This window comes from Luteimonas aestuarii, from assembly GCF_004357985.1.
Taxonomy (GTDB): Bacteria; Pseudomonadota; Gammaproteobacteria; order Xanthomonadales; family Xanthomonadaceae; genus Luteimonas; species Luteimonas aestuarii.
Window position 1 is genome coordinate 1 of record NZ_SMTF01000024.1, and the last position, 24,352, is coordinate 24,352.

The window sequence follows — 24,352 nt, forward strand, 5'->3', positions numbered from 1 at the left end:
CTTTGGCGAAGCCGGCACATAGCCGGTAGCGGTGCGGGGAATGCATGCGGCCCGGAGCCCATGCGGAACGACGCGAAAGTGCTACCGAAGGTCACCGACGCGACTGCCTTTGCTCCACCGCCGCATAACGCCTGAAATAAGCCGCGCCGCGAAGCGGCGTCGGCTTGATTGAATTGTTATGCGATGGTGGCCCGGATGCGGGGGTGAAGCCGAGCCCTGAACCACGACACCGCCTGCCGGGCCAAGCATGCCACAGGTCGTTGGTGCAGGCTTGCCCGAAAGACTGTCGGGCATGGACTGGCCGAAGCCCGCTGGAAGCAATAGCGCCACGACAGTGGGTTGCGCTTTGGCGAAGCCGGGAAGTGCCCGGTAGCGGCGAGAGCAGTGCATGCAGCCCGGAGCCCGTGCGGAACGCAGTGAAAGCGCTACCGAAGATCACCGACGCAACTGCCTTTGCTCCACCACCGCATAACGCCTGAATTAAGCCGCGCCGCGAAGCGGCGTCGGCTTGAATGAATTGTTAGGCCCCAAACCGCCGCACCACGGACTCGCACGCCGGAAGTGCTTGCGGTGTTGCCCACGCAATTGCGGATTGTATGCTCGGCTCCAGTCTGGCTAAAGCCTCAGGGGCCCAAAGCGCCCGAACAGCTCCAATAGGTAGAGAATCAATCTCAGACGAGATCATGGCGAAGGTGACGAAGTCGGGATCACGGTCCTCTACCTCGACTTCCCAGCGAAGCCCGGCAAGTGAGTGACACCCCTCCAGGATTGGCACTTCGCCTGCAAGAATGCCTGAAGCGATCTCAACGGCTTGCCGGCGGACTGACAGTACGTACTGCTCGGGGGTCATGCGTTCGATCCTTGGGGCCTAACGCCTGAATTAAGCCGTGCCGCGAAGCGGCATCGGCTTGAATGAATTGTTAGGGGGCGTCACGACTAGTCCCAGCACATGCCACCGACAACGACCCCAGCCTTAACCTCGTTGTAGCACCCGTAAACGTCATGCGTGTTGCGCTGGCACGTGCCAGTGGCCAAAGCTCCGATGACCGCATCAGGAGCGGCCTTGCATATGCCAAAGCAGTCCGACTTGTCCGAACATGCCTTGTCGGCGTCCGCGTACGGTACGACACATGCCGGTGTTGCGAACATCCCGACACCTTGAACATTGCCACCATGGGCCTTGCATTGCGCAGCATCTACCGTTGGACGCGACGTGCATCCGGAACTGACAAGAACCGCTGCGAATAGCATGAGCCACAAGCACCTCACACCAGCCCCCTAACGCCTGAATTAAGCCGCGCCGCGAAGCGGCGTCGGCTTGAATGAATTGTTAGGCCCCGTACCGAGATGTAAGCCTGACTGGGGGCAGCTAAGCGGAACTGTACCTGCCTGACACGTAAGCATCCAGCTCATCTCGCGTTTTGAATTCGGCAGGGATGCTGGTGCGACTGTAATCCTGATCCTCCTCGTCCCACTCCTGATACTCATCGTCGGGGGTGAAGAGCACGAGGTACAGAGGGGATCGCTGCTGCTCGCGGCCGCGGGCCTGGTACACGACCCTCACACGAAGCGTCCCTGTCTGCCCGGACTCCAGGCAAGTGGCACGGTTCTCTGTGGATTCTGTCAGAAGGTGCTGAGGGAGCATTAGGGGCCTAACGCCTGAATTAAGCCGCGCCGCGAAGCGGCGTCGGCTTGAATGAATTGTTATGCAGCCCTTGTCAGTCGGTAAGGCCTGCCAGTTGAAGCGATCTTAAGGCCACGAGAGCAGGGATGCGATACCCACCGTCTAGGGCCGGGCAAAGCGGCGGCCGCGCCACCTGGCCCGAACTACACGGCAATGCCAAGAGAGAATGCCGAGAGTCGGAGAACGAACGGCCTAGCGCCACCGGCAAGCCATATGAACCGCTGTTTGCTTGGCCGCGCATAACGCCTGAATTAAGCCGCGCCGCGAAGCGGCGTCGGCTTGAATGAATGGTTAGCGTGCACTCTACCCGATAGCTGGCAAATTGGAGCACGGTAGCTTTGGCCGGGGAGGGTCAGATTGCGGTTGACCCGGTCAGGTCGCCAGGGCAGTGACCGAAGCCGTCTCCGGAGCCCACTGCCGAGCGCAGTAACCGCAATTCACGCGGTCCCACGCGGCGACCCATTGTTGCCGGAGACCGTGGCCCCAACAAAAATCGCTTTGTGCGCGCTAACGCCTGAATTAAGCCGCGCCGCGAAGCGGCGTCGGCTTGAATGAATTGTTAGGCAGCATCAGTCGGATCTCTGCGAGCTGCCAATCCTTGCCGAGCTACCTGCAAACTGCTCGAAGAGCCAGCCCCACAACGGCGCCCCAACTAGAATCCATGCCCCAAGTGCGGCAAGCCAGTACCCAAGCTGATTCTCTCCAAAGAGAAAGGCCAGTGGTAGAACGAGAAGGCCAACTGCGAGATTGGAGCAGAGCGCAAGGAGCCATGCCCACCAACCTCGTCTCCAATACGCCAAGTACTTGTCCATGATTCCCCCAATGCTGCCTAACGCCTGAGTTAAGTCGTGCCGCGAAGCGGCATCGGCTTGAACGAATTGTTATGCGATGGTGGCCCGGATGTGGGAGTGAAGCCGGGCCCGAAACCACAACACCGCACGCCATGCCAAGCATGCCACAGGTTGCTGGCGCAGGATTGCCCGAAAGACTCTCGGGCATGGACTAACCGAAGCCCGTCGGAAGCGATTGCGCCATGACAGTGAATTGCGCTTTGGCGAAGCCGGCACATAGCCGATAGCGGTGCGGGCAATGCATGCGGCCCGGAGCCCATGCGGAACGTAGCTAAAGTGATACCGAAGATCACTGATGCGACTGCCTTTGCTCCACCACCGCATAACGCCTGAATTAAGCCGCGCCGCGAAGCGGCGTCGGCTTGAATGAACTGTTATGCGGCAAAGTACCAGAAACCCAGCCAACCGGGCGCGGGAGCGCACGCAGGCCAGTTGCCGAAGCCGCTTGTCCCGTCCGAAAGCCGGTCAGTACGGGCGCATCCCGACGAACCGTCCGCGACCCGAAGCCGATGGCGTGCCGCCCGAGGTTCTGATGGTGTGTTGCGCTAACCGGCACGTCCAACCGAGGGCACGAGCCAACCGAAGCAAAGCCCACGACACCAGGGCGCACCCACGCGACAGGGCAAGGCGACTTGCCGAAGGGCGAGAAGCGAACAGAAGCGGCAGAACAGGAAGCTGGCAGCGTGTCAGTCAATCCGTTGCGACGACACCACTTGGAACAACGCTCTACAGCCGCATAACGCCTGAATTAAGCCGCGCCGCGAAGCGGCGTCGGCTTGAATGAATTGTTAGCGCCCAGCGTGGGCACTTCTGTCTGGGACGACAAAGTAACTACCGTCTTTGAACTCAATGACAACCACGCGGAATCCCGGGCCAAATGACGGAACCGAGCACTCTTGTTTCTTGATGGTGGCGCGACCTGCAACACCTTTGCGCGCCCCCCCAACTCTGAGCCTCAAGTCTGGCTCATGGCGCTCTGAGAGGACTACGGCTTCATAGATGTTTCGTGAATCGGCAATCACCTCGGGGTGGTCAGGAAGAGGCTCAATGCATGCCATCGCATTGGCCGCAAGCGAAAAGAGAGCTAATGTTATAAGCAGCCGAATTGATTTCATGGGCGCTAACGCCTGAAATAAGCCGCGCCGCGAAGCGGCGTCGGCTTGATTGAATTGTTGGGCCGATGTTGTATCAGAAAGCAGCCTGGAGGGCACGAGAGCCCGGCCATGTCTGTCCGATGGTGGGGCCGACGCGGGCTTGCGCCGGCTACCGTCCGCGAAGCGCTGTGCGATGGGTCCGACGCGATGACAGGTCCGATCGGCGGCGCCACCACACCTGCTACCGAATGGATCACGCCCAACGCCTAATAGACCCAAAAAGCGGGTGGTAGCGAGGGATATTCAGGATGCTTCCCCGTGTCGTCAAGTTGGTAAGTTCTTGAGAGACAAGCTGTTGCTCGCGGCATGCGGACCAAAAGCAAGCCTGGCGACCTTCGCGTCGACCTTCCCATTCGCGGGCATAAAGAATACCGCCGCGTGTATGCAGTGGTATTTTTCTGCAAATGATTGATTCGCTTCACCGCTGCAGGTGATTGATTCATGTGGGGCGGTCTGGGGCTGTGGCTCACCCTTCCCACTTCGGCAGCTTCTTCTTCACCTGCGTGTTCTTCAGCGTGACGTAATTCGGTAGCCCGTCCTTGCCGTAGGGCGGGTAGGCTTCGCCGCGGATCAGGGGTTCGAGGTAGGTGCGGGCCTTGTCGGTGATTCCGTAGCCGTCCTTGCGGATGAATCCCTTGGGGAACATCTTCTCGTGGTTGGCCACCTTGTCCAGCGGGGCGCTGCCGATCTTCCAGCGGTAGGGGTTGTCCGAGGTGCGTTCGATGACGGGCATGGTGGCGTTCCTGCCGGCCAGTGCGAACTGCACGGCGGCCTTGCCCACGGCCAGGGCTTGGTCCACGTCGGTCTTCGAGGCGATGTGGCGGGCAGAGCGCTGCAGGTAGTCGGGCAGGGTCCAGTGCACCTTGTAGCCCAGCGCGTCCTTCACCTTGCCGGCGAGGTACGAGGCCACGCCGCCCAACTGCGTGTGGCCGAAGGAGTCCTTGCCACCCCCGGAGTCGGCGACGAAGCGGCCGTCGGCGGTCTGGATGCCTTCGCTGGCCACCACCACGCAGTAGCCCACGCGCTTGACCACCTTCTGCACCTGCTTGAGGAAGTCGGCCTCGTCGTAGGCGCGCTCGGGGAACAGGATCAGGTGCGGGGCCTCGTCCGGGCCGTTGCCCGCAAGGCCGGCCGCGGCGGCCAGCCAGCCGGCGTGGCGGCCCATGGCTTCGTACACGAAGACCTTGGTCGAGGTCTCGGCCATCGCGGCCACGTCCAGCGCGGCTTCGCGCACGGACACGGCGGTGTACTTGGCGGCCGAGCCGAATCCCGGGCAGCAGTCGGTCACGGCCAGGTCGTTGTCGATGGTCTTGGGCACGCCGATGCAGGTCAGCGGGTAGCCGAACTCGGCGGCCAGCTTCGACACCTTGTTCGCCGTATCGGCCGAGTCGTTGCCGCCGTTGTAGAGGAAGTACCGCACGTCGTGCGCCTTGAACACCTGCAGCAGGCGCTCGTACTTGGCGCGATCGGCCTCGACCGATTTCAGCTTGTAGCGGCACGAGCCGAACGCGCCGCCCGGCGTATGCGCCAGGCCACGGATGGCGGCGGCGCTTTCCTTCGACGTGTCGACGAGTTCCTCGCGCAAGGCGCCGAGGATGCCGTTGCGGGCCGCCAGTACCTTGATCTTGCGGGCGCGGGCCTCGGTGATCACGCCCGAGGCGGTGGCGTTGATGACGGCGGTGACACCGCCGGACTGGGAATACAGGAGGGTTCCGGAAGCCATGTTCGCCTTTCGTCTTGGGGACGGAGTGCTGCAATGCGGTAAGCTGGGCCGTCGCTGCGGCAGCCGGGGAAGTGTACCGCTGGCCGCGGTCCGTCCTTCCATCTGGAGTCATCGATGCGACTGGTACTGCTGGGGGCGCCCGGTTCGGGCAAGGGCACGCAGGCGGCCCGCTTGAAGGAATACCTGGATGTCCCGCACATCTCCACCGGCGACCTGCTGCGCGCCGAAGTGGCCGCCGGCAGCCCGCTGGGCCTGCAGGCCAAGGAAGTCATGGCGCGCGGCGACCTGGTCAGCGACGAGATTCTGCTGGGCATGCTGAAGGACCGCTTCTCGCGCGACGACACCCGCGGTGGCTTCATCCTCGACGGCTACCCGCGCAACCTGGCCCAGGCCGCGGCACTGGACCAGTTGCTGGCCGAACTGCGCCAGCCGTTCGATTACGCGGTGCAGCTGACGGTCGACAACGAGCAGATCATCGAACGCCTCGCTGGCCGCGCCAAGGCCGAGGGCCGTGCCGACGACAGCCCCGAGTCGGTGCGCCACCGCCTGAACGTGTACGACCAGCAGACCGCGCCCGTGATCGATTTCTACCGCCAGCACGGCCAGCTGACCGTGGTCGATGGCGTCGGCACGCTGGACGCGGTGTTCACCCGCATCGTCGAGGCGATCGCGCCGGAGAAGCAGGTCGGCTGACCGGCCCGCGCCCGCGGTCTGCGGGCGCTTCCGTCGCCGCGGGCAAACCGGCGACAATCGCGGCATGGCAAAACTCCACATCCTCGGCATCGCCGGGACCTTCATGGGCGGCGTGGCCGCACTGGCGCGCGAACTCGGGCACGAAGTCGAAGGCAGCGACCAGGCCGTGTACCCGCCGATGTCCACGCAGCTGGAACAGCTCGGCATCGCGTTGAAGCAGGGCTACCGCCCGGAACACATCTCGCCCGATTGCGACACGGTCGTGATCGGCAACGCGCTGTCGCGCGGCAATCCGGCGGTGGAGGCGGTGCTCGACAGCGGGCGGGCGTATACCTCCGGCGCGGAATGGCTGCGTGACCATGTGTTGCCGGGGCGCGAGGTGATCGCGGTGTCGGGCACGCATGGCAAGACCACCACCACCACCATCCTGGCCTACCTGCTGCAGGCGGCCGGGCGCGAGCCGGGGTTCCTGATCGGCGGCGTGGCGGAGGATTTCGGGGTGTCGGCGCGGCTGGGGCGGTTGCCCGCCGTGCCCTCATCCGGCGCTTCGCGCCACCTTCTCCCGCAGGCGGGAGAAGGGAACGATGCATCTGCGCTTCCGCAGCGGCCGCTTTTCGTGGTGGAAGCCGACGAGTACGACACCGCGTTCTTCGACAAGCGCAGCAAGTTCGTGCACTACCGGCCGAAGGTGGCGATCCTCAACAACCTCGAATACGACCACGCCGACATCTTCCCGGACGTGGCCGCCATCCAGCGCCAGTTCCACCATTTCGTGCGCACCGTGCCGGGCAGCGGGCGTCTCGTCGTCAACGGCCATGACGAGCGCCTCGCCGAAGTGCTGGCGATGGGCTGCTGGACGCCGGTGGAGCGTTTCGGGCTGTTAAGCGGGAACGACGACCCGGCGTTCGAATGGAGCGCGCGCAAGCTGCGCGATGACGGCAGCGCGTTTGCCGTGCTGCGCGATGGCGTGGAGATCGCGACGGTCGAATGGTCGCTGCTGGGCGACCACAACGTGCTCAATGGCCTCGCCGCGCTGGCCGCCTGCGCGGCGGTGGGCGTGGGTGTGGCGGCGGTCGCACCGTCGCTGTCGTCGTTCCGCAGCGTGAAGCGACGGATGGAACTGCTGGGGCAGGCGCGTGGCATCACCGTCTACGACGATTTCGCGCACCACCCGACGGCCATCGCCACCACGCTTGCGGGCCTGCGCGCAAAAGTGGGCAGTGCGCGCATCGTGGTGGCGATGGAGCCACGCAGTAATTCGATGCGCCTCGGCGCGCATGCCGATGCCCTGGCACCGTCGCTCGATGGCGCCGACGCGGTGTTGTTCCTGCATCGCCCGGAACTGCCATGGGATGCGGCGAAGGTTGTTGCTGCCGTCCGTGGCGACGCCCGCACCGTCGCGGACGCCGACACCCTGCTGTCCGCCCTCGTCGACACCACGTGTGACGGCGACCATGTCGTCTTCATGTCCAACGGCGGCTTCGACGGCGCCCCGCGCAGGTTCCTTGCGCTCCTGCGGGAACCACCGGACGCGTAACGGGCAATACTGCCGTTAGTGGCCTGCAGCGCGTCGATCCGAAGCGCAACCGCATCGTCGCGTGCAAGCACGGAGCACAGAATGCAACGTCCATGGGCCCCCGCCTTCTCGGGGGTGACGCGTTGGGCCCCATGGCGATTCTTGAGAGTCCGTTCGGTGATTCAGTAGCCAAGCCAGACGCCATCAATCGGCCACTGATATCAGCTTCGCTCATCCCGATAGCATCACAACACGCAGATCCGGAGGGCGGCGGGCGGAGCCTGCCCCCGCGGAGGCGGGGGACGCGCGACGTCCTTCGACAGGACAGGGATGGCCTGTCGAAAAATCCCGTCGAACAGGACTTGAAGCGTTAGCTCTGTCGGGGAGGGCCTTTTTCTTTGGTTCGTCTCATTTGACTCGCGCCTGTGGCGCTCGCCCTTCGGGCCGGCTTCGTCGTTCGCATGCGCTTCGCGAATGCAGTTGGCTAGCAAAAGGAAATGAACCCGTGCGCGCCAACGCGCGGAAGCTCTGCATGGCACCGACATGCCGTGATACGAATCCAGAATCACCAGGACGTATTCACATCACCCGCGCCTCGCCGCCAGTCGCTCATCGGCGTGCTCCAATCGCGCATGTCAGCATGCATCCCGGGCGCACGTTTAGACTTCCCCCATGACCGAATCCCTCCCCCTCTTCCCGCTCAACACCGTCCTCGTCCCCGATGGCACCCTCGCCCTGCGCGTGTTCGAACCGCGCTACCTCGACCTGGTGCGCGATTGCGGCCGCAGCGGCACCGGCTTCGGCATCTGCCTGATCGCGGAAGGCAACGAGGCCGGCACGCCGGCCACCCCCATGGCCTATGGCACCGAAGCGCGCATCGAGGATTTCGACACCGGCGCCGACGGGTTGCTGCGGCTGCGGCTGCGCGGCGAACGCCGCTTCCATGTGGTGCGCACGCGCGTGCGCGACAACGGCCTCGTGGTGGCGGACGTGGAGTGGCTGGCGGCCGACCCGGTGGTGGAACTGCAGCCGCAGCACGCGCTGCTGGCCGACATGCTGCGCAGCGTGCTGGAGCAGGTGGGCGCGGACGTCGCCGTGCCCGAACCGCGTTTCGATGACGCGGCGTGGGTCGGCTGGCGGTTGGCGGAGTGGCTGCCGATCACCGCGATGCAGCGGCAGTCGCTGCTGCAGGAACACGACCCCGACAAGCGCCTCGACGCGCTGCTGTCACTGATCGGGTGAACCCGCGCCTTCGGCTTGCGTGCGCAGCCGCAGCGTGGGCACGCCCGATTGCGGGTGCGGTTCCTCGCGCCACTCGAACTCGAGCAGAAGCGCGCGCAGGCCAGCGTGTACCTCGTGCGTCCCGGGCTGCGGTTGCCACAGGCCGATGGCGCCGAACGGGCGGGTCATGCGCATCGACTGGCTGGTGCCGAACCACAGCTCGGTGTCGTCATCCAGGCGCGCGGGTGCACGCCACAGCCGCAGCACTTCCACGTGCCGGTCGTCGAGGTCGCGCCGCATCAACAGTCTTTCCGAGGCCGCGTCCAGCGTCGCCGGCAACACCGGCTTGTCGCGTGGCGGCACGCTGTCGTTGAGCAACTGCAGCGCGCTGGACCAATCGGCCTGCGGCTGCGTGCGCCAACCCTCTGCTTCCAGGCGCGCCTTCAGTGGTGCCAGCGGACCGGCGACCTGCAGGTCCAGCGGCCAGCGGTGGGTGGGGTCGCGTTCGCGCAACTGCCCGGGCAGCAAGGCCCAGTCCTTCTCCCACCAGCCCTCCATCGTCAGCAGGGTCACCGGCGGCTGCGGTGCGAACCGCGCCAGCAGCGGATCGACCGCGCGCGGGGCATGCCACAGCGCGGCGACGGCGAAGGTGAGGTAGAACACCAGCGCCACCGGGCGCATCCAGAACGAACGTTCGACATGGCGGCGGTAGGCGATGCCCAGCACCAGCAGCCAGACGATGCCCAGCAGCATGCCGCCGACGATGTCGCTCAGCCAATGCGCGCCCAGGTACAGTCGGGCAAAGCCGAGGATCGCCACTGCCACGCCCGACACCAGGTACGGCCACACCCGCGTGCGCCCGGGCAGTTCGCGCGCGATCAGCACCGCGAAGAAGCCGAAGGTGATCGTGCACATCGTGATGCCGACCGCGGGGAACCCGAAACCGCCGTGCGCGGTCGGCGGTCGTGGCATGTCGATCGCCACGCCCAACAGCCAGGTCAGCACCAGCCCGAACGCCAGCGCCGCCAGCCAGTGCGCTGCGCCCAGCCAGCGTCGCCGCCACAGCAGCCACGCCAGCGTCAGGCCCACCGCCGGCGCCAGCACCTGCACGTCGCCGATCGATGCCAGCCCGGCCATCATCCGGTCGGCCAGCGGGTTGCGCAGCTCGTACATGAAGCGATAAACGGCCAGGTCCGCGCGCAGCGGTTCGCCGCGCATCAGCACTGCGGCCAGCAGTGCGAAACAGGCCCAGCCGATCGCCAGCAGGCACACGGCGAGGATCAGCAACGAAGGCGACTCCGGCCGCTTCGGATCGATCAGCGCGGCGGCATAGCGGCCCATCAACGGGTGCGCATGGGTCCATTTCAGCAGCCGCGCCAGCAGGCTGTTGGCATGCGCGTCGAACCAGCGATAGGTGTACACCACGATCGCCCAGGCCAGCGCCAGCACCAGCACCAGCGCGCCCAGCACCAGCGCCAGCCGCCCGGCGACCGCGGCCACCGCATCGTAGGACGCGCCGAACACCCAGCCCGGCGCGAGGAACAGCGCGGCCCAGGTCAGCCCCGCGGCCACGCTGGCCGGCACGTAGCGGCGCAGCGGCATGCGCGAGATGCCGGCGATGGCCGGCACGAACGGACGCGCGGGACCGGCGTAGCGCGCCATGAAGATGCTCTTGACCGCGTTGCGGCGGAACAGCAGTTCGCTGCGGTCGAGGAGTTGCGGATACTTGTTGAACGGCCAGCGCGTCCGCAGCGATGGCCCCCAGCGACGACCCACCCAGTAGCTGGTGGCATCGCCCACCACCGCGCCCAGCGCCGCGCACACCACGGCATACGGACCGGAGATCTCGCCGAGGCCGACCAGGACGCCGATGGCGAACAGCAGCGGGAGTGCCGGCACCAGGGCGCCGATCACGATCACCGCATCGCAGAACGCGATCAGGAAGATGACCACGCCGGCCGCCACCGGGTGTTGGCCCACCCAGTCGACCACGCTGTTGAAGAAGCCTTCGAGCATCGGCGGATTATGACAGCGCGACGCTGCACGGACGCCCCTTGCGGCCATCGCCATGAGCTGCCCGGCGCGGTCCGTACAATGCGCCGATGGACGACTCCGCCACCCGCGAACTGCGCGCGCTGAAATCCGACAGCTTCGGGCGCATCTCGCTGATGCAGGGCCCCGGTGGCGTATTCGTGCGCCGTGACCTCGTGCACGTGCCGCTGTGGTTGCGACTGCCGGCATGGTGGCTGGCGCGGCGCGAGGCGCTGGGCCTGCGCCAGGTGGCCGGCATGGCCGACGTGCCGCAGCTGCTGGCCTGGGATGGCCGCCGGCTGGACCGCAGCTTCATGGCCGGCGATGCCATGTACCAGCGCCCGCCGCACGGCGACCTGGCCTACTTCCGCCGCGCACGCCGGCTGCTGCAGGAGCTGCACCGCCGCGGCATCGCCCACAACGACTTGGCCAAGGAAGCCAACTGGCTGGTGCTGGAGGACGGACGCCCGGCGATCATCGACTTCCAGCTGGCCACGCGCGGCCACCGGCGTTCGCGCTGGATGCGCCTGCTGGCGCGCGAGGACCTGCGCCACCTGCTCAAGCACAAGCGAATGTACTGCCGTGCGTCGTTGACGCCGGTGGAGAAGCGCGTGCTGAAGCGTCACTCCTGGCTGCGCGACGCCTGGTTCCGCACCGGCAAGCCGGTCTATCGTTTCGTCACCCGGCGCATCCTCAAGTGGGAAGACAACGAGGGGAAGGGGCCGAAGCCTTGATTCTGCGCGGGCGGCTCACGCCGGGAGAACAGGTGGCGAGCAGCCATTGGGCACGTCACTTTCTACGCTGGCCCACTGCGAAGCGAACTGGCGGTTCTTGTAAGGTAAGAGCGTTCCGCCCTGAAGGGCGGGTTACTTTCTTTGCAGGCACAAAGAAAGTAACCAAAGAAATGCCTCTCCCCGACGAAGCTAACGTTTCGGCTTGGACTCGATGGGATTTTTCGACAGGACATCCCTGTCCTGTCGAAAAACGGCTGGCGTCCATGCCAGCCGCCCTCCGGGTCTTCCAGCAGCGTTGCTGCTCAAACGCAGCGCAAGTACCAAACAGCCATCATCCCGGCGTAGGCCGGGACCCAGTGTCTTTCGATGTTTGCCCGCTGTGACGGGAAAAGTCCTTGGGTCTTGGCTTACGCCGGTATGACGGCTTTAGAAGTCTTGTGGTGAGCCATGGCGACAGCTCAAGACCCGGAGGGTGCCGCACATGGATGTGCGGCGTTTCCCGACCGAGCCATGGATGGCGAGTCGGAAAATCCCGACGCACTCTCCGCGCAATCGTTAGCTCCGTCGAGGAAGGCCCTTTTTCTTTGGTTCGTTTCTTCTTGGGCCAGCAAAAAGAAATGAACCCGCCGAAGGCGGAAGCTCCTGATCTTCCGTGACTCGATACAACTCGTAAGGCATGCAGTGCGAGAATTCGTGCGCTACTGGGGCGGTACGGACATCTCGATGCGTCTCGTGAAACTTCTAGGCTGGAAGCCGAATATCGGACAGAACAACCTCACGACTTTCCTTTGGCTTGCAGGTGCATCGAGCACCACCCCATGGACCTTCTCCAAGACACCAGTGTTCCTGCGCCAGGATGACTAGACCCGAAGGCCTCACGCCCGCGCGGCGTACTACCGCGCGGGCACTAAAGGGTGCGTGGACCTCAGCCGTGCTGCGGCGACGGCTCGCCGGCAGTGTCGCCGTGCGCCAGCGCCGCGGTGTCCGCGTCTTGCGCATGTTCGCGCGCCAGCAGCAGGTAGAACGCCGGCAGCACGAACAGCGTGAACGCGGTGCCGATGGTCATGCCGGCGGCGATGGTCACGCCCATCGAGAAGCGCGCGGCGGCACCTGGGCCGTTGGCGATCAGCAGCGGCACCATCGCGAACACCAGGGCGGCGGTGGTCATCAGCACCGGGCGCAGGCGGATGCCGGTGGCTTCCTCGATCGCCTCGCGCTTGGACAGGCCCTGCTCGCGCTGCAGCTTGTTGGCGAACTCCACGATCAGGATGCCGTGCTTGGAGATCACGCCCACCAGGGTCACCAGGCCCACCTGGGTGTAGATGTTGATGCTCATCCCGGGGAAGGCCTCGATGCCCGCGATCTGCAGGATGCCGCCCAGCAGCGCCAGCGCATTGAGGACCAGCAGCGCGCCGCTGATCGCCATCGGCACGGTCACCAGCATGATCAACGCGTCGCGGAAGCTCTCGAACTGCGCCGACAGCACCAGGAAGATGATGATCAACGCGAACAGCAGGGTGACCAGCATGGTCGCGCCTTCCTGCTTGAACTGACGCGATTCTCCGGCGTAATCCACGCTGTAGCCTTGCGGCAGGATTTCCGCGGCGATCTCGTCCAGCACCCGCAGCGCCTCGCCCTTGCTCACGCCCGGGCGGGGCGCGAAGGTGATGCCCACCGCGTTCAGCTGCTGGAAGCGCTTGAGCGTCTGCGGCTGGGTGCTTTCGCGCAGGGTGACGATGGTCGACAGCGGGATCAGGTCGCCGTTGCGGGTGCGGGTGTAGTAGTTCTCCAGCTGCTGCGCATTGAGGCGGTCGCTGCGCTGCACCTGCGGGATCACCCGATAGCTGCGGTTCTGCATGGCGAAGCGGTTGGTGTAGCCACCGGCCAGCATCGCCGCCATGTCCGCCGACAGCGTGCGCATGTCGATGCCCAGGGTCGCCGCCTTGTCGCGGTCGATCTGCACCTCGATCCGCGGCTTGTCGATCTTCAGGTCCTTGTCGAGGAAGATGAAGCGACGGCTCTCGTAGGCGCGCGCCAGCACCTGGTCGGCCAGTTCCGACAGCTGCTCCAGGCTGCCGACGCCGCCGATCAGGAACTCGCCGCCGCCATCGCCGCCCGCGGTGGGCAGGGACGGCGGCACCAGCGCGAAGATGTTCAGGCCGGTGATCTGCGACAGCTTGGGCTGCAGTTCCTGCTGCAGGATCTGGTTGGTCGAGCGGTCGCGCTCGCTCCAGGGTTTCATCACGAAGCCGCCCATCGCGCTGTTGCTGGCACCGCCGCCGCCGCCGAAGCCGCCGTTGAACAGGAAGAAGTCGTTGACCTCGGGCGTGTCGGCGACGATCTGGTCGATCTCGCGGGTGTAGCTTTCCACGTAGTCGAGCGTGGTGTACGCGTCGGCGCTGCCGATCATGAACACGAAGCCCTCGTCCTCCATCGGCGCCGGCTCCTTGGGCGCGCCGATGTACAGGAACGCGCAGGACACGAAGATGATCGCGCCGAACACCAGGATCACCGAGCGCGTCTCCAGCGCGCCGTGCAGCTTGCGCTGGTAGCCCGCGCGCAACCACTCGAAGCGATCGTCCAGCCAGGCCTCCAGCCGGCCCTTGCTGCCCTCCGCGTGCGCCTTGAGGATCTTCGCGCACAGCATTGGCGTGAGCGTCAGCGCCACCACGCCCGACAGCAGTACCGCACCGGCCAGGGTGAACGCGAACTCGGTGAACAGCACGCCGGTCAGGCCGCCCTGGAAGCCGATCGGCAGGTACACCGCGATCAGCGTGGTGGTCATCGCCACCACCGGCCACGCCAGCTCGCGTGCGCCCACCAGCGCCGCTTCCTGCGGCGACAGTCCTTCCTCGATGTGGCGGTGGATGTTCTCCAGCACGATGATCGCGTCGTCCACCACGATGCCGATCGCCAGCACCATCGCCAGCAGCGTCAGCAGGTTGATGGTGAAGCCCATCAGCAGCATCAGGAACAGTGCGCCGACCAACGACAGCGGCACCGCCACCGCCGGGATCAGCACGCTGCGCAGGCTGCCCAGGAACAGGAAGATCACCACGATCACGATCACCACCGCCTCGAGGATGGTGCGCACGACCTCGTTGATCGCGTCCTGGATCGACTCGGTGCTGTCGTAGGGGATGGTGGCCTCGATGCCTTCCGGCAACTGCGGCAGGATCTCGTTGTCCCACACCTGGCGCACGTCCTGGATCACGTCCAGCGCGTTGGCATCGGGCGAGACGAAGATGCCCATGAAGGTCGCCGCGTCGCCGTTGATGCGCACCGAGGTGCCGTAGTTCTCCGAGCCAAGCTCCACGTCGGCCACGTCGCCCAGGCGCACGATGGCGCCGCTTTCCTCGCGCACCACCAGCCGGCGGAACTCATCCGGCGTGCGCAGGTCGGTGCGCGCGGTCAGGTCGATCGCGACCATCTGGCCCTTGGTCGAGCCCAGCGCCGACAGCACGTTGTTCGATTGCAGCGCCAAATGCACGTCGCTGGCGGTGACACCCAATGCGGTCATGCGGTCGGGCTTCAGCCACACGCGCATCGCGAACGCACCCGAGCCCATGATGTCCGCGCGCTGCACGCCGGGGATGGTGGCGAGCTTCGGCTCGACCACGCGCACTAGGTAGTCGGTGATCTGGTTGTCGTTGAGTCGCTCGCTGGCGAACGAGACGTACATCGCCGCGATCTGCTGGCCCTGCTGCAGGTCGATCACCGGGTCTTCCGACTCCGGCGGCAGTTCGCCGCGCAGCTTGTTGACCTTGGCCGCGATCTGGGTGAGTGCCTCGTTCGGGTCCGCGTCGAGGCGGATGTAGGCCTGGATCACGCTGACGCCGGCGGAGCTGGACGAAGTGATGTAATCGATGCCCTCGGCGCTGGCGATCTCGCGCTCCAGCGGCGTGGTGATGAAGCCCTGGATCAGGTCGGCGTCGGCACCGAAGTACGTCGTGCTGACGTTGACCACGGCGTTGCGCAGCTCGGGATACTGGCGCACGTTCAATTCGGTGAACGAGCGCAGCCCGAACAACAGGATGAACAGGCTGACCACGATGGACAGCACGGGCTTGTTGACGAAGATGTCGGTGAATTTCATCTTGCGTATCTCCCCCTCCCCCGTTCACGGGGGAGGGCTGGGGTGGGGGTATGGGAGTGGCGCTGCGATCCGGCGTCGCTGCACACCATCCCCATCCTTGCCTTCCCCTTGAAGGGGAAGGAAATGGGAAGCCTCGTCAGGCGAGGTTGCCGTTGCTATCGATTGGCCGGCGCGGGCGCGTCATCGGCGCTCGGCTGCACGGTGTTGTTGATCGTCACTTCCGCGTCGTTGCGCAGCTTCAGCAGGCCGCTGGTGGCGACCGTCTCGCCGGGCTTCAGGCCGTCGGTCACCGCCACCAGGTCGCCGCGCGTGGCGCCGGTGGTGATGAAGCGCTGGCGGGCCACGAACTTCTTGCCGGTCAGTTCATTGCCCTGCATGTCGCGTTCGCCGGGCTCGCGGTCGACTTCGCTGATCACATACACCGCGTTGCCGTACGGGTTGAAGCTGACCGCGGTCTGCGGGATGACCACCACGTCGCTCGGCCCGCCCATCGCGAACGACACGCGCGCGAAGGTGCCCGGACGCAGCGCGCCGTCGGGGTTGCGCAGCGTGGCCTGCACGCGGAAGTTGCGGGTGCTGGCGTCCACCGAGGGCTCGATCGCGGTGATGGTGCCGCCGAAGGTCTCGCCGGGGATGGCGTCGACCGTCGCGTTGATCGGCGTGCCTTCGGCGATCGCCGGCAGGTGCTGCTCGGGCAGGGTGAAGTCGAGGTAGATCGGATCGAGCGACTGCAGGCTCACGATCGCGTCGCCCGGCGCCACGAACTGGCCGAGGTTGACGCGGCGGATGCCGAGCACGCCGTCGAACGGTGCACGCACCGTCTTCTGCGCGATCAATGCGCGCTGCGCATCCACGGCCGCGCGTGCGGTGGCGGCGCTGGTGGTGCGCTCCTCGGCTTCGGCGGCGGACACCAGCTGGTCGCCCGCCAGTTGCTGCCAGCGGTTGGCCTGCACGCCGGCCAGCTGGGCCGAGGCTTCCAGCGACTTCAGCGTCGCCAGTTCGTTGGCCGAGTTCAGCTCGACCAGCAGGGCACCGGCCCGGACCGGCTGGCCGGCCTCGAACGCGATGCGGCGGACCACGCCACCGGCCTCGGTGGTCACGTCGGTGCCATTGACGGCGACCAGCGTGCCCACTGCCTCCAGCGACGTGCTCCACGCCTGGGGCGCGGCCTCATAGGTAGTCACGGCCACCGCCGGCTGCGGCATGTTGTCGAAGAACTTGTTGGTCTGCGCACCGAAGAACGCCTTGACGGCGAACAGGCCGCCGACGACCAGCAACGTGAGCACCAGCATCAGGATCATGCGCAACGGCAGGTTCGGCTTGCGCGTGGAGGAAGGCTTGGCCATGGGGAGGTCCGGGGAAGGAGGGTTGGAGGGAAAAAAGGACGCCGAGGTCAGTCGAGCGCAGGCGGAAGCGGATGCCCGGGATACGGCGCGTCGAACACCGCGCGGCTGAGGTGGGCGAGGTGCGCGTCCACCGCGGCGTCGTCACCGGGGTCGAACAGCGGCTGCCAGCCATAGCCGTTGAGCAGGTAGTGCAGGTGCTTGAACATCACCCGGTACGGATCGCCGACGATGGCGGGATCGATCAGGCCAGCCTGCTGCGCCAGCGTGTGCATGCCCAGGCACAGCACCCACGGCCCCAGCGTCAGCGCCTGGTCGGGCAGGGCGAAGCCGGCAGGCAGGTCGCCGCGGCGGCGGGCGTCGGCCGAAATGCCATCGATCAGGGTCCCCAGCGGTTCGCAGGCTTCCAGCGCGCGCGTGCGGCACTCGGGCGAGGCGGCACCCCAGACCACGTCGGTCCAGACGAACTGCGCCAGGCGGAAGTGCTCGGGCTGCTCGCGCAGCACCATCAGGTCGGCCAGCGCCACCGCCACCAGCCGGTCGCGCGTGGGCCCGTTCCAGCGCGCGGCGCGCTCGAACAGTTCCACCCGGCTCAGGCAGTTGCGCGTGGACAGCGTCACCAGCAGGTCTTCCTTGCTCGCGAAGTGCTTGTAGAGGGTGCCGATGGCGTACTCGCATTCTTCGGCGACCTTCGACATCTGCAGCGCCAGCAGGCCATCGCGCTGGATCAATTCCTGCGACTTGTCGAGGAACAGCTGCTCGCGCTGGGCGAATTCGCGCTGGCGGCGGTCGAGGGCGGGCATGGGGGCAGGCAAAGGGGCGGGCGGGGGCGGATTATGAACCTGATTCATTGAATGATCCAGATTCGATCCCTGGTCTTTCCGGTGGCAGAAGATGGGTCGGCCCGGCCCTGACCATCGGCAGGGGACCGGGGGCGGCTATTTTGGCATACTCACCGGTACAGAAATTACCGCCGCCTGTCGGCGCGCACGGAATCGCCCCATGACCCGTCCCCTCCTGATCGCCCTGGCCCTGCTGGCCCTGACCGCCTGCCGGGGCGACGACGCGGCGCCGGCCGCCCCGCCGCCGCCCGAAGTGGGCGTGGTGACCGCCACCGCCGCCGACCTGCCGCTGCAGCGCGAACTGTCCGGCCGGCTATCGCCTTATCGCAGTGCCGACGTGCGCGCCCGCGTGCCCGGCGTGCTGCAGCAGCGCGTGTACACCGAAGGTCGCGAGGTGAAGGAAGGCGAGGTGCTGTTCGTGATCGACCCGGCACCGCTGCAGGCGGCGTTGGGTACGGCGCAGGCGTCGCTGGCGCAGGCGCAGGCCAACCTGGCCAACGCAAAGGCGCAGGCGGACCGCGCGCGCCAACTGGCGCCCACCAGCTTCATCTCGCAGTCCGACGTGGACAACGCGCTGGCCGCCGAACGCAGCGCCGCCGCCGCGGTGCAGGCCGGCCGCGCCGCCGTCGACGCCGCGCGCATCAACCTCGGCTACGCTACCGTGCGCGCACCGATCAGCGGCATCGCCGGCAAGCAGCAGGTCACCGAGGGCGCGCTGGTCGGGCAGGGCGCCGCGACCCTGCTGACCACCGTCGACCAGGTGGACCCGCTGTACGTCAACTTCTCGATGAGCGTGGCCGAACTCGAGCGCATCCGTTCAGCCGTGGCCGCGCGCGGCGACACCGAGGCCGAGGTCAGCGTACGCCTGCCCGATGGCAGCGAGCATGCGCATCGCGGCGTGCTGGACTTCTCCGGCGACGTGGTCGATCCGGCGACCGGTGCCATCTCGATGCGCGCGCGCGTGCCCAATCCCGACCGGCGCCTGCTGCCCGGCACCTACGTGACCCTGGTGGCCACGCTGGGGATGCAGCCGGGTGTGTTCGCCATTCCGCACGCGGCAGTGCTGCGCGATGCCCGCGGCCCCTATGTGCTGGTCGTGGGCGGCGATGGCAAGGTCGCGCGCAAGGACGTGCAGACCGCGTCGTCGAGCAATGGCAACTGGATCGTCACCGGGGGACTGGCCGAAGGCGACCAGGTGATCGCGGCCGGCGTGCAGAAGGTGCGCGTGGATGCGCCTGCCACCGCCGTGCCGTGGCAGCGCGAAGGCGCGCCGCTGCCGCCCGCCGCCACCCCGGCCCCACCCGCCGACGCGCCTGCTGCGCCCGAGGCCCCGGCGCAGGACGATGCGGCACCCGAAGCCCCTCCTGCCGACGCGCAAGCCGAAGGCTGACCGGCCATGTCCAGGTTCTTCATCCACCACCCGGTCTTCGCCTGGGTCATCGCGATCCTGATTTCGCTCAGCGGTGTGATCGCGCTGCTCAACATGGGCGTGGAGTCGTACCCCAACGTCGCGCCGCCGCAGGTGACGGTGAGCGCCAGCTATCCCGGCGCGGACGCGCAGACGGCGGAGCATGCGGTCACCCAGGTGATCGAGCAGCAGCTGACCGGCATCGACAACCTGCTGTACTTCAGCTCGTCGTCGAACTCGTCCGGTGGCGTGTCGATCTCGCTGACGTTCGAAACCGGCACCGATCCCGACATCGCCCAGGTGCAGGTGCAGAACAAGGTGGCGCTGGCCACGCCGCGGCTGCCGACCGAAGTGATCCAGCAGGGCGTGGTGGTGGCCAAGGCCAACAGCGGCTTCCTGATGGTGGTGGGCCTGCGCTCCAGCGATCCGTCGATGGACCGCAACGCGCTCAACGACCTGATCGCCACCCGCGTGCTGGAGCCGCTGGCGCGCGTGCCGGGCGTGGGCAACACCCAGCATTTCGGTTCGTCGTACGCGATGAACATCTGGCTCGACCCGGAGAAGCTGCAGGCCTACGGCATGTCGGCCTCGCAGGTGCTCACGGCCGTGCGCGGGCAGAACGCGCAGTTCGCCGCCGGTTCGATCGGCGCCGATCCCGCGCCCGAAGGGCAGGGCTTCACCGCGACGGTCGCCGCCGAAGGCCGCTTCAGCACGCCGGAGGAGTTCCGCAACGTCATCCTGCGTGCCGACGCCGATGGCGCGGTGGTGCGGCTGGGCGACGTGGCGCGCGTCGACATCGGTGCACAGGGTTACGGCTTCGATGCCAAGTTCAACGGCAACCCGGTCGGCGCGGTGGCGGTGATGCTGCAGCCGGGCGCGAATGCGCTGGCGGTGGGCGAGGCGGTGACCGCGCGCATGGACGAGCTGCAGGCCACGTTCCCGACGGGCGTGGAGTGGTTCACGCCGTTCGACAGCACCACCTTCGTGCGCATCTCCATCCAGGAAGTGGTGAAGACGCTGATCGAGGCGGTGATCCTGGTGTTCCTGGTGATGCTGCTGTTCCTGCAGAACCTGCGCGCGACCATCATCCCCACGCTGGTGATCCCGGTGGCGCTGCTGGGCACGTTCCTGGGCCTGAGCCTGATCGGGTTCACGGTGAACCAGCTGACGCTGTTCGCGATGGTGCTGGCGATCGGCATCGTGGTGGACGACGCCATCATCGTGATCGAGAACGTCGAACGGATCATGGCCGAGGAACACCTGCCTCCGCTGGAAGCGACGGAGAAGGCGATGGGCCAGATCTCCGGCGCGGTGGTGGCGATCACCCTGGTGCTGATCGCGGTGTTCGTGCCCAGCGCATTGCAGGGCGGGGCTTCGGGCGAGATCTACAAACAGTTCGCCCTCACCATCGCCATGTCCACCACGTTTTCCGCATTCCTGGCGCTGGGGTTCACGCCGGCGCTGTGCGCCACCTTCCTGAAGCAGCACGCGGCACCCGGCGAGAAGAAGGAGAACGTGGTCTACCGCACGTTCAACAAAAATTACGGCCGGATCAACCGCACCTACGTCGGCCACATCGGCAGCGCAGTAAAGCATGCGCCGCGCTGGATGATGGTGTTCGCGGTGATCACCGTGGTCTGCGGCCTGTTGTATGCGCGCCTGCCCGGCAGCTTCGTTCCGGAGGAGGACCAAGGCTATGCCATGGTCATCGTGCAGTTGCCGCCGGGCTCGACCCTGCAGCGCACGCAGGCTGTGTTCGAGGACGTGCGCGAGACCATGGAAGGCCTGGACGGCTACCTCAGCATGATGCAGATCGCCGGGTTCAGCTTCGTCGGCCAGGGCGAGAACGTGGGCATGGGCTTCGTGCGGCTGCAGCACTGGAATGATCGCGACATCACCGCACCGGAGTTCATCCAGCGCGCCAACGGCGCGCTGCAGGGCATCAGGGAAGCGACGATCTTCGTGGTCAACATGCCGACCATCCAGGGACTGGGCCAGTTCGGCGGTTTCGACATGTACCTGCAGGATCGCGCGGGACTGGGTCGCGAGGCGCTGGGCGCGGCGCGCGACACGCTGGTGGGCAACGCCGCGCAGCGCGGCGATACGTTGATGAACGTGCGCCCCAACACGCTGCAGGATGCGCCACAACTGCGGCTGGACGTGGATCGTGCGCAAGCGCAGGCGATGGGTCTGTCGGTCGGCGACGTGTACAGCGCGGTGCAGCTGATGCTGGCCCCGGTGTACGTCAACGATTACTTCGCCGATGGCCGCGTGCGCCGCGTGATCATGCGCGCCGACGCGCCGTTCCGCACCGGCCCGGAGTCGCTGTCGCGCTTCTACACGCCGGCGGCGGTGGACTCGGCCGATGGCAACCGCGCGATGATCCCGCTCAGCAACGTGGTGTCGGCCGAGTGGCGGATGAACACGCCGTCGCTGACCCGCTACAACGGCTACTCCGCGGTGAGCATCAACGGCTCGCCGGCACCGGGCCGCAGTTCGGGCCAGGCGATGGCCGCGATGGAGGACATCGTCGCCAACGACCTGCCCACCGGCATCGGCTACGACTGGACCGGCCTGTCGTACCAGGAAATCATCGCGGGCAATACCGCGACCCTGCTGTTGGTGCTGTCGGTATTGGTGGTGTTCCTGTGCCTGGCGGCGCTGTACGAGAGCTGGTCGATCCCGGTGTCGGTGTTGCTGGTGGTGCCGCTGGGCATCTTGGGCGTGGTGCTGTTCACCATGCTGCGTGGGTTGAGCAACGACATCTTCTTCAAGATCGGCATGGTCACGGTGATGGGCCTGGCGGCGAAGAACGCGATCCTGATCGTCGAGTTCGCGGTGCTCGAGCGCACCGCCGGCAAGACCCTGCGCGAGGCGGTGGTGGAAGCCGCGCGCATGCGCTTCCGCCCGATCCTGATGACCTCGTTCGCCTTCATCATGGGCGTCACGCCCATGGCGCTGTCCTCCGGCGCGGGCGCCAACGCCCGCCATGCAATCAGCACCGGCGTAATCGGTGGCATGCTGTTCGCGACCTTCCTCGGCCTGCTGCTGATCCCGGTGTTCTTCGTCGCCGTGCGTAGGATGCTGGGCGACCGCATGGATGAGCCGGCGAAGGATTTCGTGGGCGAGCGGTCACTTCCATCGCAGTAGTGCAGTTTGTTGTTGGTCGGACCGGGCGCGGATGCAGAAGCTTCGCGCTGGCCGTTGCGATGCGGCGCCCGGGGCATCGCTGCTGCGCTTGGCAGGTGCCACGCCGAGGCGCGGCCCGATATCTGTTTGGTCGGCCCGGCGCCCACCAGCCGCTCCACGCATCCGCGCGAACGATGCCTCCCCTCGCGCAGTCGCCTTTCCTGCGGGTTTTGATCAACGTCAAGGCGCAGGCGCGGTGCCATCGCAACCAAGCGGATATCGGGCCGCGACTTGCGATGGCACCGCGCCTGCGGCCCCGCGCCAGTGCCCGCAATGGCCACTGGTGAAATCAGCGGAGGAACAAAAAAGCCCGCGCAATGCGCGGGCGTTTTCCTAGGCGGTAGCGGGAATCAATCGTCGTGATGCATCTGGCTCTGCAGGTAGTTCTGCACGCCGACGCGTTCGACCAGATCGAGCTGGGTTTCGATCCAGTCCACGTGCTCTTCCTCGGAATCGAGGATGTCGACGAACAGCTTGCGGCTGACGTAGTCGCCGACCGACTCGCAATGCGCGATGGCGTCGCGCAGCAGCGGGATGCCTTCGAGCTCCAGCGCCAGGTCGCACTTGAGGATCTCGACCGGGTTCTCGCCGATCTTCAGCTTGCCCAGCGCCTGGAAGTTCGGCAGGCCTTCGAGGAACAGGATGCGCTCGGACAGCACGTCGGCGTGCTTCATCTCATCGATCGATTCCTCGTATTCGTGCTTGGCCAGTTCGCGCAGGCCCCAGTTCTTCAGCATCTTGGCGTGCAGGAAGTACTGGTTGATCGCGGTCAGCTCGTTGTAGAGCGCCTTGTTGAGGTACTCGATGACCTTCTTGTCGCCTTTCATGGAGGTGCCCGCCGTAAGTGGATGGCGGGACTCTAGCGTGATCGCGCCGACGATGGCGAAACGACAATCGGGTGCATTCTTGTCCGCAATCGCGGACCGGCGCGCGTCACGCGGCCTGCGCGACCAACGGCAGCAGGGGCAGGACCTCGAAGCCCGAAGTCGCCTGTGGGCGATGCGCGTCCAACACCTCGACGGCCATCTCCACGCAGCTGCCGCAGCAGGCGCCGGCGCCGGTGCGCATGGTCAGCTCGGCCATCGACGCGCAGCCGGCGGTGGCAGCGTTGCGGATATCGGTTTCGGTTACGGCATTGCAGAGGCAGACGTACACGGCGTTGGCGACAGGCGGGGGGCGGAACGCCATTTCGCCAAAAATGAGAATCAATGTCAATCTCACCCGCGTTCAGCCTTGGCCGGGCTCGCCCTCGCGCTGGCCGCCGCGCGGTGCGGCGGTCCTGCCGGTGCCGCGCGGACGCTGGCGATGGCGTCCTGGGCGCGAACGGGATTCCGCCGTGACCGACGGAATCGCCCCGGCCCCGGCGATCTGCCGGGCGAACGGAGCCAGGTGGCGCAACGCGCTGGCGTACACGCCGCGCTTGAAGGTGACCACGTGGTCCATGGGGTACCAGAAATCCACCCAGCGCCAGCCGTCGAACTCCGGCTTCTCGGTCAGGTCCAGGCGAAGGTCGCCCTCGTGCCCGGTGAACTGCAACAGGAACCAGACCTGCTTCTGGCCGATGCAGACCAGACGGTCGTTGCGGCGAATGGCCTTGTGCGGCAGGCGATAGCGCAGCCAGCCGGGCGTGACGCCCAGTACGGCCACGTGTTCGGGCAGCAGCCCGGTTTCCTCGCGCAGTTCACGGTACATCGCCTCGATCGGCGTCTCGTCGGTGTTCATCCCGCCCTGCGGGAATTGCCAACCGTCGCGACGCACCCGCCGCGCCCAGAAGACGCGACCGTCGGGGTGCATCAGCACGATGCCGACATTGGGGCGATACCCGTCCGGATCGATCACGATGCGGACTCCAGATTCACTGCGATCG

General features: G+C 66.4%; 14 protein-coding genes. 6 read left to right on the top strand and 8 right to left on the bottom strand.

All coding sequences use genetic code 11. The features are described 5' to 3' along the window. Positions 1-4,155: 4,155 nt before the first annotated feature. Positions 4,156-5,412 carry a 6-phosphofructokinase gene (locus E2F46_RS16885; RefSeq protein WP_133323755.1) on the bottom strand — a complete coding sequence of 419 codons (1,257 nt, stop codon included), beginning with the start codon at positions 5,410-5,412 and terminating at the stop codon, positions 4,156-4,158. A 114-nt stretch (positions 5,413-5,526) separates the two neighbouring features. Here E2F46_RS16885 and E2F46_RS16890 point away from each other — a divergent pair, with 114 nt between their 5' ends. The 3 genes from E2F46_RS16890 to E2F46_RS16900 all read left to right on the top strand — a co-directional run bounded on the left by E2F46_RS16890 (position 5,527) and on the right by E2F46_RS16900 (position 8,863). Next, positions 5,527-6,105: an adenylate kinase gene (locus E2F46_RS16890; protein ID WP_133323756.1), complete on the top strand. Its 579-nt coding sequence runs from the start codon at positions 5,527-5,529 to the stop codon at positions 6,103-6,105. Between the two features lie 64 nt (positions 6,106-6,169). Next, positions 6,170-7,642 carry a UDP-N-acetylmuramate:L-alanyl-gamma-D-glutamyl-meso-diaminopimelate ligase gene (gene mpl, locus E2F46_RS16895; protein WP_133323757.1) on the top strand — a complete coding sequence of 491 codons (1,473 nt, stop codon included), beginning with the start codon at positions 6,170-6,172 and terminating at the stop codon, positions 7,640-7,642. A 651-nt stretch (positions 7,643-8,293) separates the two neighbouring features. After that, complete coding sequence (locus E2F46_RS16900) at positions 8,294-8,863, top strand: LON peptidase substrate-binding domain-containing protein (RefSeq protein ID WP_133323758.1); 570 nt, start codon at positions 8,294-8,296, stop codon at positions 8,861-8,863. Here E2F46_RS16900 and E2F46_RS16905 read toward each other — a convergent pair. After that, on the bottom strand, positions 8,849-10,858 hold the full coding sequence (locus E2F46_RS16905; RefSeq protein WP_133323759.1) for a bifunctional DedA family/phosphatase PAP2 family protein: 2,010 nt from the start codon (positions 10,856-10,858) through the stop codon (positions 8,849-8,851). The two genes, E2F46_RS16900 and E2F46_RS16905, sit on opposite strands and share 15 nt — an antisense overlap. A gap of 86 nt (positions 10,859-10,944) precedes the next feature. Here E2F46_RS16905 and E2F46_RS16910 point away from each other — a divergent pair, with 86 nt between their 5' ends. Continuing rightward, on the top strand, positions 10,945-11,607 hold the full coding sequence (locus tag E2F46_RS16910) for a protein kinase family protein (protein ID WP_133323760.1): 663 nt from the start codon (positions 10,945-10,947) through the stop codon (positions 11,605-11,607). A 925-nt stretch (positions 11,608-12,532) separates the two neighbouring features. On the opposite strand, the gene E2F46_RS16915 is transcribed toward E2F46_RS16910, so the two are convergent. From E2F46_RS16915 to E2F46_RS16925, 3 genes are all read right to left on the bottom strand, one after another. Then, positions 12,533-15,703: an efflux RND transporter permease subunit gene (locus E2F46_RS16915; protein WP_133323761.1), complete on the bottom strand. Its 3,171-nt coding sequence runs from the start codon at positions 15,701-15,703 to the stop codon at positions 12,533-12,535. A gap of 155 nt (positions 15,704-15,858) precedes the next feature. Continuing rightward, the gene (locus tag E2F46_RS16920; protein WP_133323762.1) at positions 15,859-17,049 is read right to left on the bottom strand and encodes an efflux RND transporter periplasmic adaptor subunit; all 1,191 of its coding nucleotides are present in this window, start codon (positions 17,047-17,049) and stop codon (positions 15,859-15,861) included. Positions 17,050-17,096: 47 nt separating this feature from the next. Next, positions 17,097-17,849 carry a TetR/AcrR family transcriptional regulator gene (locus E2F46_RS16925; RefSeq protein ID WP_165967511.1) on the bottom strand — a complete coding sequence of 251 codons (753 nt, stop codon included), beginning with the start codon at positions 17,847-17,849 and terminating at the stop codon, positions 17,097-17,099. Positions 17,850-18,048: 199 nt separating this feature from the next. Between E2F46_RS16925 and E2F46_RS16930 the strand changes: the two genes are divergently transcribed. Both E2F46_RS16930 and E2F46_RS16935 read left to right on the top strand, forming a co-directional pair. Then, on the top strand, positions 18,049-19,278 hold the full coding sequence (locus tag E2F46_RS16930) for an efflux RND transporter periplasmic adaptor subunit (protein WP_133323764.1): 1,230 nt from the start codon (positions 18,049-18,051) through the stop codon (positions 19,276-19,278). A 6-nt stretch (positions 19,279-19,284) separates the two neighbouring features. Beyond that, positions 19,285-22,446 carry a multidrug efflux RND transporter permease subunit gene (locus tag E2F46_RS16935; protein ID WP_133323765.1) on the top strand — a complete coding sequence of 1,054 codons (3,162 nt, stop codon included), beginning with the start codon at positions 19,285-19,287 and terminating at the stop codon, positions 22,444-22,446. Positions 22,447-22,835: 389 nt separating this feature from the next. On the opposite strand, the gene bfr is transcribed toward E2F46_RS16935, so the two are convergent. The 3 genes from bfr to E2F46_RS16950 form a co-directional block, all read right to left on the bottom strand. After that, positions 22,836-23,312: a bacterioferritin gene (gene bfr, locus E2F46_RS16940; RefSeq protein ID WP_133323766.1), complete on the bottom strand. Its 477-nt coding sequence runs from the start codon at positions 23,310-23,312 to the stop codon at positions 22,836-22,838. 106 nt (positions 23,313-23,418) lie between these two features. Next, on the bottom strand, positions 23,419-23,640 hold the full coding sequence (locus E2F46_RS16945) for a bacterioferritin-associated ferredoxin (RefSeq protein ID WP_133323768.1): 222 nt from the start codon (positions 23,638-23,640) through the stop codon (positions 23,419-23,421). 72 nt (positions 23,641-23,712) lie between these two features. Next, complete coding sequence (locus E2F46_RS16950) at positions 23,713-24,324, bottom strand: RNA pyrophosphohydrolase (protein WP_133323767.1); 612 nt, start codon at positions 24,322-24,324, stop codon at positions 23,713-23,715. Positions 24,325-24,352 lie beyond the last annotated feature (28 nt).

Bases quoted from the DNA above. Each gene is read 5' to 3' on its own strand.
- E2F46_RS16920 (WP_133323762.1), bottom strand. From the start codon at position 17,049: ATGGCCAAGCCTTCCTCCACGCGCAAGCCGAACCTGCCGTTGCGCATG.
- E2F46_RS16890 (WP_133323756.1), top strand. From the start codon at position 5,527: ATGCGACTGGTACTGCTGGGGGCGCCCGGTTCGGGCAAGGGCACGCAG.
- E2F46_RS16900 (WP_133323758.1), top strand. From the start codon at position 8,294: ATGACCGAATCCCTCCCCCTCTTCCCGCTCAACACCGTCCTCGTCCCC.
- E2F46_RS16935 (WP_133323765.1), top strand. From the start codon at position 19,285: ATGTCCAGGTTCTTCATCCACCACCCGGTCTTCGCCTGGGTCATCGCG.
- E2F46_RS16915 (WP_133323761.1), bottom strand. From the start codon at position 15,703: ATGAAATTCACCGACATCTTCGTCAACAAGCCCGTGCTGTCCATCGTG.
- E2F46_RS16910 (WP_133323760.1), top strand. From the start codon at position 10,945: ATGGACGACTCCGCCACCCGCGAACTGCGCGCGCTGAAATCCGACAGC.
- E2F46_RS16925 (WP_165967511.1), bottom strand. From the start codon at position 17,849: ATGCCCGCCCTCGACCGCCGCCAGCGCGAATTCGCCCAGCGCGAGCAG.
- E2F46_RS16885 (WP_133323755.1), bottom strand. From the start codon at position 5,412: ATGGCTTCCGGAACCCTCCTGTATTCCCAGTCCGGCGGTGTCACCGCC.
- mpl (WP_133323757.1), top strand. From the start codon at position 6,170: ATGGCAAAACTCCACATCCTCGGCATCGCCGGGACCTTCATGGGCGGC.
- E2F46_RS16905 (WP_133323759.1), bottom strand. From the start codon at position 10,858: ATGCTCGAAGGCTTCTTCAACAGCGTGGTCGACTGGGTGGGCCAACAC.
- E2F46_RS16930 (WP_133323764.1), top strand. From the start codon at position 18,049: ATGACCCGTCCCCTCCTGATCGCCCTGGCCCTGCTGGCCCTGACCGCC.
- bfr (WP_133323766.1), bottom strand. From the start codon at position 23,312: ATGAAAGGCGACAAGAAGGTCATCGAGTACCTCAACAAGGCGCTCTAC.